Origin of the sequence: Streptomyces sp. CBMA123 (assembly GCF_014596465.1) — a bacterium.
Classification (GTDB): Bacteria; Actinomycetota; Actinomycetes; order Streptomycetales; family Streptomycetaceae; genus Kitasatospora.
On record NZ_MECK01000178.1, the window covers coordinates 1 to 10,740 of the forward strand.

Annotated in this window: 9 protein-coding genes and 1 pseudogene; 3 read left to right on the plus strand and 7 right to left on the minus strand. The window is 74.4% G+C overall.

Translation table 11 applies throughout. The features are described from left to right. The coding region (locus BG452_RS20545; RefSeq protein ID WP_411292979.1) for a BACON domain-containing protein at positions 1–787 on the plus strand (787 nt) is incomplete at its 5' end. Here the strand turns inward: BG452_RS20545 and BG452_RS20550 are convergent. Beyond that, positions 784–2,139: a DUF1254 domain-containing protein gene (locus tag BG452_RS20550; protein ID WP_188305801.1), complete on the minus strand. Its 1,356-nt coding sequence runs from the start codon at positions 2,137–2,139 to the stop codon at positions 784–786. The genes BG452_RS20545 and BG452_RS20550 overlap by 4 nt on opposite strands. Before the next feature lie 140 nt (positions 2,140–2,279). After that, positions 2,280–3,617, minus strand: coding sequence for a DUF1254 domain-containing protein (locus BG452_RS20555; protein ID WP_188305802.1), 1,338 nt, complete (start codon positions 3,615–3,617; stop codon positions 2,280–2,282). A 261-nt stretch (positions 3,618–3,878) separates the two neighbouring features. On the opposite strand from BG452_RS20555, the gene BG452_RS20560 reads away from it, so the two are divergent. Continuing rightward, a complete protein-coding gene (locus BG452_RS20560) occupies positions 3,879–4,919 on the plus strand; it encodes an NAD-dependent epimerase/dehydratase family protein (protein WP_188305803.1) in 1,041 nt (346 codons plus the stop codon). A 92-nt stretch (positions 4,920–5,011) separates the two neighbouring features. Here BG452_RS20560 and BG452_RS20565 read toward each other — a convergent pair whose 3' ends face one another. The 5 genes from BG452_RS20565 to BG452_RS20585 form a co-directional block, all read right to left on the minus strand. Next, complete coding sequence (locus tag BG452_RS20565) at positions 5,012–6,061, minus strand: family 2 encapsulin nanocompartment cargo protein polyprenyl transferase (RefSeq protein ID WP_188305804.1); 1,050 nt, start codon at positions 6,059–6,061, stop codon at positions 5,012–5,014. A 175-nt stretch (positions 6,062–6,236) separates the two neighbouring features. Further along, on the minus strand, positions 6,237–7,658 hold the full coding sequence (locus BG452_RS20570) for a family 2B encapsulin nanocompartment shell protein (RefSeq protein ID WP_188305805.1): 1,422 nt from the start codon (positions 7,656–7,658) through the stop codon (positions 6,237–6,239). A gap of 266 nt (positions 7,659–7,924) precedes the next feature. Beyond that, complete coding sequence (locus BG452_RS20575) at positions 7,925–8,470, minus strand: methylated-DNA--[protein]-cysteine S-methyltransferase (RefSeq protein WP_317621147.1); 546 nt, start codon at positions 8,468–8,470, stop codon at positions 7,925–7,927. A gap of 149 nt (positions 8,471–8,619) precedes the next feature. Next, complete coding sequence (locus tag BG452_RS20580; protein WP_188305806.1) at positions 8,620–8,868, minus strand: hypothetical protein; 249 nt, start codon at positions 8,866–8,868, stop codon at positions 8,620–8,622. A gap of 181 nt (positions 8,869–9,049) precedes the next feature. Continuing rightward, positions 9,050–10,336, minus strand: coding sequence for an MFS transporter (locus tag BG452_RS20585; protein ID WP_223242499.1), 1,287 nt, complete (start codon positions 10,334–10,336; stop codon positions 9,050–9,052). A gap of 203 nt (positions 10,337–10,539) precedes the next feature. Between BG452_RS20585 and BG452_RS20590 the strand changes: the two are divergent. Further along, positions 10,540–10,740: pseudogene (locus BG452_RS20590) on the plus strand (hypothetical protein); the annotation flags it as partial.

The following is a 10,740-nucleotide window of genomic DNA, read 5'->3' on the forward strand; positions in this document are numbered from 1 at the left end:
GTGGGCGGCGGGGGTGGCCGCGGGGGCGGCGGTGGGCGCGGGGATGCCGGGGCTGGAGCTGGCGGGTGCGGGCGGGGGTGGCGGGGGCGGAGCAAACGGTGCAGAAACGTTGCTTCCCGGCTTTCCGCGGCTCACCTTCCAGGGTCCACTGGTCCCGGTGCCCGCCCGGGGCGCCACCCCGCTCGGCAGCCCCACCCTGGTCGCCGCCCCGGCCCCCGCGGTCGAACGGGCCTCCGCCCCGGGCGCGAGCGACCCGGCCCCGGCCGGACTGCTCACCGTCGAGGCCGGGGAGTACGGCAGCCGGACGGTGCTCACCCTCACCAACTCCGGCACCACGGAGATCCGTTGGCACGCCGTGACGGACGCCGGCTGGCTCCGGCTCAGCCGCGACGCGGGGACGCTCGCGCCCGGGCAGCGGATCACCGTGATCGTCACCGTGGACGAGACCCTCGCGCCCACCACCCACTGGACCGCCCGGATCGCGCTGCCACCCTCCCAGGCGGTGGTCACCCTGGAGGGCGGGCCGGAGAACCGGGGCGGGTCCTCCTCCTCGGCGGAGCCCTCGGCGCCCGCGTCGACGTCCGCATCGGCAGCACCGTCCGCGTCACCGTCGACGTCCCCGCCGACACCGGGCGGGGGGTCGTCGGCCACGGCCACGCCCACGGCGACGCCGAGCCGGACCGGGGCGCCGTCGCCCTCCGGCTCGCCGACCGGGGCGCCGAGCCCCTCGGGGACACCGACCGGGAGCGCCTCCCCGCACCCGACGGGCACCGCGACGGGGCGCTAGGCCTGCTCTTGCGCGGGAGGGCTGCGGTGGATCGGCGGGACCTGGTAGGTGCCGTCGAGCACGACGGGCTTCGGCCGGTAGAGCCGGATGATCGGGCGGAACTCGCCGAGCGGGGTGGGGAGCCAGTTGGCGGCGGCCGTCGGGTCGTCCGGCTGCTCGTGCTGGAGGGTCACGGTCAGCGAGCCGTCGTCCCCGTACACCAGGCCGGGGGTGCGGTCGCCGATCGAGTAGCGGTCGATCGGGTTCTCCACCAGGTAGTAGTCCGGCACCGAGTACATCGTGACGGACCAGAAGGCCTCGGCCGGCGGGGGCTGCTCGAAGCGGAGGGTGTAGCTGTTGGCGCCGGTGAGCGGGCGGCCGTCGGAGTCGTCGTAGGTCATCGCGTACGAGGCCTCGTAGGCGTGGTTGCCCCAGAGGCCGGCCCGGGCGGCGGCGGCGCGGCTGAGGTAGGCGGCGCGGCGGTCGGGGATGCGCCACTCCGGGTCGTCCAGGGTGCCGGGGCCCAGGTGGTCGATGTTGTAGTCGAAGAGGTGGAGCGTGGAGCGCCACTCGCCGAGCGGGTGGTCCTCGGGCGGGCGGGTGGCGTCCTCGACCCGTTCGCGCCCGGCGGCCAGGCCCTTGGCGAGCGCCAGGGTCCACTCCGCGGCGGCCGCGCGGTACGGCGAGGCGCCGTCGTCCAGCAGGCCGAGCGGGGCGAAGCGGCGCTGGTACTCGATGTCGGGGGTGGCCGGCGGGAAGGCCTGCATCCACACTCGCAGGCGTTCGAAGAAGGCCAGCCGCTCGGGGACGTCCGGGTCGGGCTCGGGCACTCCGGCGACCAGGCCGCCGGGCTCCAGCGGCTCCAGGACGAGCCCGGCCTGGAGCGCCTTGACCCGGGGCAGGTCGCCGGGGCCGTTGCAGGCGAAGCGGCCGACGATCGTGCCGACGGTGGTGGGCAGTTCGATCACCCGGTCCCGGTCCGGCGCGGTGCCGTGCCACTCGGGCGGGACGACCAGCCAGGTCTGGGCCGCGGTGCCGGTGGCCCGGCTGCCGAGGTAGGCGACGTTGTCCGTCCAGGCGCCGAGGAACTGCAGCACGTAGTAGGCGCCGGCGGTGTCCGGGACGTGCAGCACCTGCGGGCCCTCGGAGAGGTCCAGTTGGGCGATCGAGTAGATGGTGTCGTTGTTGACCGAGACGAAGTGGTCGGCCGGGCCGGCCAGCCGGGTGGCGTGGCTGAAGTGGTTGAACGGCGCCGCCGGGAGGGTGCCCAGGCCGCCCTTGGCGAAGCGCTCGACCATGGTGAGGCCGGCGACGAGCGGGTAGCCGTAGACGTAGGCGTCGGCGGCCAGGGCCTCCAGCTCGGGCAGGTTCATCGGGGGTCCTTCGTCGGGGTCGGAGCGGGGCGGGGCTGGACGGGGGCTGGACGGGGGCTGGACGTTGGCGGCGGGCGGCGGACCAGCGGGCGGCGGGCGGCGGGCGGCGGGCGGCGGACCAGCGCGGGGCGGGCGGCGGATCAGCGCGGGGTGAGCGGCGGGGGTTGCCAGCGGCCGTCCAGGACGGAGGCCTCCGGGCCGCGGATCCGGAGCACGACGGCGAACGGGCCGTCCGGGGCGGGCAGCCAGTTGGCGGAGTGCTCGGCGTCGGCGGGGCGCTTGTGCTGGACGTAGAGGGTGAGGCCGCCGTCCCGGTCGCGGACCAGGCCGGGGGTGTGGGCGCCGATCGAGTAGCGGTCCAGGGTGTTGTCGACCAGCCGGTGCCCGGGGAGCGCGTACGCGGTCGCGGACCAGAAGAAGCGGGCCGGCGGCAGGGCGTCCGGGGCGAAGCGGATCAGGTAGTCGCGGTCGGCGGCGTTCGGCGGGCGGTGGCCCGCGCTGTCCGCCGCCCAACGGCCGTACCAGACCTCCTCGACGGGCAGTCCGTACGGCCCGAGCTCGGCGGCGACGGCCTGCCGGAGGAAGTCCCCGCCCAGCTGCTCGCGGGTGCCGAACAGGCCTGCGGAGTCACGGAGTTCGGTGACGGCGCGGGTCAGCCGGGCGCGGCCGTCGGCGATGCCCCGGTCGAGTTCGGCGCGGGTCTCCAGCGGGAGGACGGCGGGCTCGAACTCGCCACGGCCGTCGATGCCGAGGTCGGTCAGGCGGCCGCGCAACTCGCTCTCGGCCGGCGGGAGTCGGTCGGTCAGCGGGAAGAACCCGAGCAGGAAGTCGAGGAAGGTGAGGAACTCGGCGCCGTCCGGGACCTCGTCGCGCCAGACCGGCCAGACCGGTTCGGGGGCGGGGGCGGGGGCCGGGCTGCCGGTGTACTCGTGCAGCGGGCGCAGCCGGTACTGCTCCTGGACGGCCCGCAGCTCGGCGAGCTCGGCGGGGCTGTTCCCGGTGAGCCGGGTGTGGGCGAGGACGCTGACCAGTCGGGTGGCGGTGCGGATCACGCCCGCGATGCCGGGCGGGGTCTCGCCCGTCCAGTCGGGGCCGGCCACCAGGAAGTCCCCGGCCTCCTGGCCGGTGGTCCGGGAGCCGATCAACCCGGCCTGGAGGGTGTCGAGTTCGTGCACCGCGAGGACGCGGTAGCCGGCGTCGGAGGGGACCGAGAGCACCCAGGGCTCGGCGCGCAGGTCGAGCCAGGCGCGGGAGGGGAGGGTGTCGTTGTCGGGGGTGACGGCGTCGGTGTCGGCGGGAGTGGCCGGCCGCGAGGTGTGGCGGAAGACGCCGAAACCGCCGACGTAGCCGGGGTCCGCGTCGTCCAGGGCCTGGGCGTAGAGGGTGCGGTAGTTGCGCAGGACGGGGTGGGCGCGGATCCAGGCCTCGGCCGCGGTCGCGCGGATGGTGGCCGGATCGACGAGTGCCGGGTTGACCATGCTGTCGCTCTCCCAGGCCGAATCAGGGCAGATCGGTACATCTGGGATGCTAAGGGGGGTGGATGAGGGTGGCATGTCGGGCGGCGCCGGGGCCGGGTGGGGGCTGGTTCGGTGCTCGGCGCGGGTCCTCGGCTCGGGTCCTCGGCTCGGTGCTCGGCCTGGGTGCTCGGCCTGGGTGCTCGGCGCGGGCACTCCGCCTGGGCGCTCCGCTCAGCGCGAACCCGGGCGTACGGGTGGTACGGCGGGGACAGGCTGGCCGGTATGAAGATCCTCCTGCTCGGGGGCTCGTCCTTTCTCGGACGGGCCTACGCCACCGAGGCGCTCGCCCGCGGCCACCAGGTCACCACCTTCAACCGCGGCCGCAGCGCCCCCGACCTGCCCGGGGTCGAGACCGTCCGGGGCGACCGCGACAGCGCCGAGGACCTCGCCCGGCTGATCGAGGGCCGCCACTGGGACGCCGTCGTCGACACCTCCGCCCGCCAGCCCGCCCAGGCCGCGCTCTCCGCCCGACTGCTGCGCGAACGGGCCGACCACTACACCTTCGTCTCCTCGGTGCACGCCTACGCCGACTGGGCCACCCAGGTGATCAGCGAGGACTCCCCGCTCCTCCCCTGCCCCGCCGACACCCCGCCCGACCAGCCGTTCGGCCGCGAGCTGAAGGCGGGCGCCGAGCGCGCGGTGCTGGCGGGCTTCGGCGCCGAACGCACCCTGGTGCTCAGCAGCGGGCTGCTGATCGGACCGTACGAGCTGGGCGGCCGGCTGCCCTGGTGGCTGGAGCGGATGGCCCGCGGCGGGCGGGTGCTCGCGCCCGGCGATCCGGAGCGGACCATCCAGGTGATCGACGTGCGGGACTTCGCCGCCTTCGGGCTCGACCTGCTGACGGCCGGGACGGCGGGGCGCTACATCACCACCGCGCCGCCCGGGCGGCTCACCTTCGGGCAGTGGCTGGAGACCTGCCGGGAGATCGCGGGCGCGGCCGGCACCGAGCTGGTCCCGGTCGACGACGCCGCGCTGCTCGCCGAGGGGCCGGACCAGGTCGCCCCCTGGCTCGAACTCCCTTTCTGGGCGCCGGACCTGCCGGAGTGGCGGTACATCTGGCAGGTCGACAGCACCCGCGCCGAGGCGGCCGGGCTGCGCTGCCGTCCGTTCGCGGAGACCGCCCGGGACACCTGGGAGTGGCTGCGCGCCCGGGGCCAGGCCGAGGACACCGACGCCGAGGGGCGGAAGCTGGTCCCGGGAGCGCCGTTCAAGCAGGGCATCGAACCGGCCAAGGAGCAAAGGCTGTTGGCCGCGCACGGGTGAGACTCCCGGGGGGAGCTCCCCGGGTGCGGCGCCTCGGGCGAAGCCGCGGAGCGGGAAGTCGGCCGGGCCGACTTCCCGCTCCGGAGGCGCACTCAGTGGGTGCGGCGGGTCACCAGCTCGGCGAGCGCCAGCAGTTCGTCCGCCGCGGCCGGCTCCGGGACGGCCGCGGCCAGTTGCGCCATCGCCGCGGCCATCCGCTCGCAGGACTCGCCCTGCGCCCAGCCGCGGCCCCCGGCCGCCTCGACCGCGGCCGCGCACTGAGCCAACTCCCCGGAGGTGAGTGCCCGTTCGAGCGAGTACAGCTCGGCGAGCCGGGCGCCCTCGGCGGTGCCCGAGCCGAGCGCCTTGACCACCGGCAGCGACTTCTTCCGGGCGACGAGGTCCGCGCCGACCGGCTTGCCGGTGACCGTCGGATCCCCCCAGATGCCGATCAGGTCGTCAATCAGCTGGAAGGCCAGGCCGATCTCGCGGCCGAAGCCGTCCATCGCCCGCGCCGCCTCCTCCGACCCGCCCCCGTACAGCGCGCCCATCGCGCAGGCGGCGCCGAGCAGGGCTCCGGTCTTGGCCTCGGCCATCGCCAGGCACTCGGTGAGCGAGACGTCGTTGCGCTGCTCGAAGGCGCAGTCGATCTGCTGGCCCTCGCAGAGCTCGACCACGCAGTCGGCGAGCCGGCGGATCGAGCCCCGGGCGGCCGGGTGGGAGTCCTCGGCGACCAGGCGCAGCGCGAGGGAGTGCATCGCGTCGCCGGCCAGGATGGCCTCGGTGGTGCCGAACACCCGCCAGGCGGTGGGCCGGTGGCGCCGGGTGTCGTCCCGGTCGATGACGTCGTCGTGGAGCAGGGTGAAGTTGTGGACCAGCTCCACCGCGGCGGCCGCGGCGACGGCCGTACCGGGGGTGCCGCCGAGGGCCTGGGTGGCGGCGAGGACCAGCGCGGGGCGGATCGCCTTGCCGGAGGAGGACTCGGAGGGCGTGCCGTCCGCCTCCCACCACCCGAAGTGGTAGCCGGCGACCTTGCGCATCGTGCCGGGCAGTGAGTCGACGGCGGCCCGCAGCACCGGGTCGACCAGTCCGCGGGCGCGGGCGAGGATGTCGGCCGCCTCGTGGCCCTCTTTGTGGTCCCGCTCCAGCGTGGAGCTCGTCATGGGTTCCTCCCCCTGTAGGGCGCCTGTCGTGGGACGGCCGGCCCGTCGGGCGGCCGGGTGGTGCCGGGGCGGCGGGCCGGTGGCCGTACGCACCGCGGCGCGCCGCCCGGCCGGGGCTGTACCCCTGGCCGGGCGGCGCGGTTCCGGGCTCGGAGGCCGAGCCGGGGGCCCGTCGTCAGCGCTGCGCGACGTCCACGTTCTCCAGCACGCCGACCGCGTCCGGGACCAGGATCGCGGCCGAGTAGTAGGCGCTCACCAGGTAGGAGATGATGGCCTTCTCGTCGATTCCCATGAAACGCACCGAGAGGCCCGGCTGGTATTCATCCGGAATTCCGGTCTGGTGCAGGCCGACGACGCCCTGGTTGTCCTCGCCGACGCGCATCGCGATGATCGAGCTGGTGTGCCCGCCGATGATCGGGATCTTGTCGCACGGGAAGAGCGGCACCCCGCGCCAGGCGTTGACGTGCTTGCCCTCGACCTCGACGGTGCCCGGGTTGAGGCCGCGCTTGTTGCACTCCCGGCCGAAGGCGGCGATGGCCTTGGGGTGGGCCAGGAACATCTTGGTGCTGCGGCGGCGGCTGAGCAGTTCGTCCATGTCGTCCGGGGTGGGCGGGCCGGAGTGGGTCTGGATCCGCTGGTCGTACTCGGCGCTCTCCAGCAGCCCGAACTCGGGGTTGTTGACGAGCTCGTGCTCCTGGCGCTCGCGCAGGGCCTCGATGGTCAGCCGGAGCTGGTGCTCGGTCTGGTTCATCGGCTGGTTGTAGAGGTCGGCGACGCGGCTGTGGACCTTGAGGATCGTCTGGGCGACGCTCAGCTCGTACTCGCGGGGCCTGAGCTCGTAGTCCACGAAGGCGCCGGGCAGGTCGTACTCGCCCTGGTGGCCGGCGGAGAGGCCGATCGCGGCCTCGCCGTGCTTGTTCTGCGCCTGCTCGAAGCCGTTCAGGTACTCCATGATCTGCAGCTGCAGCGACTCGGAGCGGTCGTGCAGCTCCTGGAAGGAGGGCCAGGAGAGCACCAGTACGGTGCCGGAGGTGGCGGCGCGGACGGTGTACGGCCAGGCGCCGTCCTCCTCCTGGAGCGCCTCGTCGCCCAGGTGGTCACCGTCGGCGAGGGTGCCGACCACCGTCTCCTCGCCGTACTTGCCGGTGCCGAGCCGGTCGAGCTTGCCGTGCGCGATGAGGAAGACCTCGCTGATCGGCGTGCCGGCGGTGACCAGGACGTCCCCCGCGTCGAACTGCCGTTGCACGAAGCGGCCGGCCAGCTCCTCCAGCACGGCCTCGTCCTGGTAGCCGCGCAGCACCGGCACCTCGGCCAGGGTCTGCGGGACGATCCGCACCTCGGAACCGGTCTTGACGAAACTCACCCGGCCACGGCCGACCTTGTGGCGCAGGCGGCGGTTGACCCGGTAGGTACCGCCGGAGACCTGCACCCAGGGCAGCATCCTGAGCAGCCAGCGCGGGCTGATGCCCTGCATCTGGGGCGCGGACTTGGTGGTCGTGGCGAGGTTCCGCGCGCCCGCCGTGCTCAGGGACTGCTGCTGCCGGATCTCCGGCTGCGCGCCCGGCGCAGGAATTCCGGCATTGGTTTCGGTCGACATAAGGGGAGCCCTTCGCATGCCCGATGAAAGCGTCGCCTTGCACATTCATGTTGCGGCTTCATGGTGGGCCCGTTCGGGGGCGTCCCGCAATCACTCATTCGAGTGGTTCCGAATAACCGAACAAATAGTACGACTAGATCACCTGATCGATATGTGTTCGACTATTCATTCGAAAACCATCGCAACGCCGGCCCCCATCTTCCCCCATCGACCACCCCGACCGCGCCACCTCTTGACACCTCCCGTACGCGCCCGGCGCGGGGCGGCTACAGCGGGCCGTTCCAGTCCAGCGTCGGCTCCAGCACCCCCTCCAGGGTGAGCAGCCAGCGCTTCACGTCGATCCCGACCCGGCCGCCGCCGAAGCCGCCGATCCCGTCCGCCGCCACCACTCGGTGACAGGGCACCAGCAGGGCGACCGGGTTGGCCGCCATCATCTGCCCGACCGTCCGGGCGGCCAGTCCGGGTTCGGCGACGTCCTCGAACACCCCGCTGCGGGCGGCCAGTTCGCCGTAGGTGATGGTCCGGCCGTACGGCACCTGCTCCCAGAGCGTGCGCAGCACGGTGCGGTGCGGCCCGGAGCTGAGGCTCCAGTCGATCGGCAGGCCCACGTCCCTGGTGCGGCCCGCCAGGTAGGCGCCGAGCCGCTCGGTGACGGCGGCGACCTTCGCCGGGTCGGTGCACGGCGGCGCCTCGCCGTCCCGTCCGCCGTAGCCGGCCGCCGCCACGCCCAGCGGCGTCACCGCGATGTGCATCGGACCGCTCGGCAGTGGGGTCGGCACGGTCAGCCAGGACAACGACCAGGACTGCGACACGCTCGGGCCCCCACCCTCCACCGGGCCGGCCACCGGCCGATCCGGCAACCGGGGTGCGGCACCGGCCGGTCCGCCCCGTTCGCCATCGTACGGCGGACGGGGCGTGCCTCCGGCGGGCCCGCCGGCGCTGCTCCTTGGTGCCGCCCCTTCTAGTGCTGCCCCTTCTGGTGCTGCCCCTTCAGCTCGGCGGACAGCGCCCTCGCCCAGTGCGACAGTTCGGCGCGGTCCGGCGCGCGGCCCTCGCAGAGCACGGTGAGCTGCGCCTCGTTGATCCGGTTCGGCCCCGGGATCTCCAGCAGGTACGCCAGTTCGGCCAGCACGGTGGCCAGCCGCTCCGCGTCCGCGTGGTCCAGGGCGGCCGGGGCCTGGTGGTGGCTGATGGTGAGCGAACCGGGCATGGTCGACCTCCTCTGACCCCCACCCCCCACGGTACGACCGACCCGGCCACCCCGCCCGCCGCGGAGGCACACACGCGTGGGCGGAGCGACCGGCGGCACTCCGGAGCCGGCCGGGCACGGTGCGCGGTGGGCCGCACCGATGGTGGCCGGGGGTGCGCCCCGGAGCCGTCCGAGGGGTGAGTCAGGTGCTCGGGCCCTCGTCCCAGCGACGATTCCGTACGGCCGGTACGCCCAACACTACGGCCCCGGCAGCAACTTGCCAGACCGCTCCCAGCAGCAGCACCCCGCCGGTGCCGAACCGGGCCGCCAGCGGACCGGCCGCCGCCAGCCCGAGCGGGCCGAGGACGAAGGAGCCCAGCGCCCCGAAGGAGGTCAGCCGGCCCAGCAACCGCGCCGGGACCCACCGCTGCACGGTGGTGCCGTACAGCGTCCCGCAGACCGCCGAACCGACCCCCGCCAGCAGCGCGCCGGCCACCACCCAGGGCAGCGGCGCCTCCGCCGCCAGCGCGGCGGAGGGCAGCGCCCAGGCCAGCCCGGCCACCGTCGCCACCGCGAGCGGGCGCCCGGGGCGGCGGCCCAGCATCAGCAGCCCGCCCAGCACCGCGCCGACCCCGTACACGCCCATCACCAGGCCCCAGGCCCGGGCGCCGCCCAGCTCGCGCTGCGCGGTGAGCGGGCCGAGCACCAGGAACGGGGCCCAGACCAGCAGGTTGAACAGGCCCATCTGCGCGGTGGTGATCCACAGCCACGGGCGGGCGGCGAACTCCGACCAGCCGGACCGCAGTTCGTGGACCATCGAGGTCCGGGCGCCGGCCGTCGCGGGTCGCCCGGGAAGCCGGAGACCGGCCAGCGCCAGCGCGCCGACCCCGTACGTGACCGCGTCGACCAGCAGCACCGCCGCCGGGCCCCGCACCGCCGTGACCAGGCCTGCCAGCGCCGGCCCGGCCACCGTGGCCGCCGAACGCGACAGGCCCAGCAGGGTGTTGCCGTCCGCCAGCAGCTCCTCCCGGCGCACCAGACCGGGCACGATCGCGCCGAACGCGGGCATGAACAGCCCCTCACCGATCCCCCACACCGCCACCAGCGCGACCATCGCCCCCACCGACGCGTGCCCGGCCGCCAGCAGCGCGGCGAACAGCCCCTGGACCAGGCCGCGCAGGACGTCCGAGCCCAGCATCAGCCGGCGGCTGCCCAGCCGGTCGGCGATCACCCCGCCGGCCAGCAGCACCAGCACCACCGGGAGGATCCGGGCGGCCATCACCCAGCCGAGTTCGGTGCCCGTCCCGCCGCCGTCGAGGACGGCGAAGGCCACGGCGACCGGCGCCATCGAGGAGCCGAGGAGGGAGGTGGTGTAGCCGATGAAGAACCGGCGGAAGTCGCGCTCGCCCAGCACGGCGAGACGGGCTCCCAGGCGCCTCGGGCGGGCCGGGATCCGTTCTGCGTCCATTGCCTCGGTGTCCATTGCCATGGGCAGTCAGTCTGCGGGCGCGGGGGAATCGGATTCAAGGGTTTCCGGCGAAAAACCTGAGCCTTTCGGCATCAAGGGTGGCGACATTTACGGCTGCCGCAGTAAATCGCTTCAGATATGGGCTTCCACCTGCTGTTTACTGCGCTTTCCGGATATCCTTGAACGGCATCCGGTCAGGTCATTTACTGCGGAAGAAGGCGATCGTGACAGAGCTCCCCCCGGTCGAGTACGGCCTCGCCGTCGAGCGCTACCTGACCGCCTCCGGGCTCGCCGCGGGCTCCCGGCGGATCTACCGGATCGCACTGGACACCTGGGCCTGGGCACTCGCCGACCGGCCCGCCCCCACCGGCCCCGGACGGCGGCGCGCCCGCCCGCCCGTCCTGCCGCTCGCCCTGCTCGACCAC

Coding starts and splice junctions, on each gene's coding strand:
- BG452_RS20585 (WP_223242499.1), bottom strand. CDS start 10,336: ATGGCAATGGACACCGAGGCAATGGACGCAGAACGGATCCCGGCCCGC.
- BG452_RS20565 (WP_188305804.1), bottom strand. CDS start 6,061: ATGACGAGCTCCACGCTGGAGCGGGACCACAAAGAGGGCCACGAGGCG.
- BG452_RS20555 (WP_188305802.1), bottom strand. CDS start 3,617: ATGGTCAACCCGGCACTCGTCGATCCGGCCACCATCCGCGCGACCGCG.
- BG452_RS20560 (WP_188305803.1), top strand. CDS start 3,879: ATGAAGATCCTCCTGCTCGGGGGCTCGTCCTTTCTCGGACGGGCCTAC.
- BG452_RS20570 (WP_188305805.1), bottom strand. CDS start 7,658: ATGTCGACCGAAACCAATGCCGGAATTCCTGCGCCGGGCGCGCAGCCG.
- BG452_RS20550 (WP_188305801.1), bottom strand. CDS start 2,139: ATGAACCTGCCCGAGCTGGAGGCCCTGGCCGCCGACGCCTACGTCTAC.
- BG452_RS20580 (WP_188305806.1), bottom strand. CDS start 8,868: ATGCCCGGTTCGCTCACCATCAGCCACCACCAGGCCCCGGCCGCCCTG.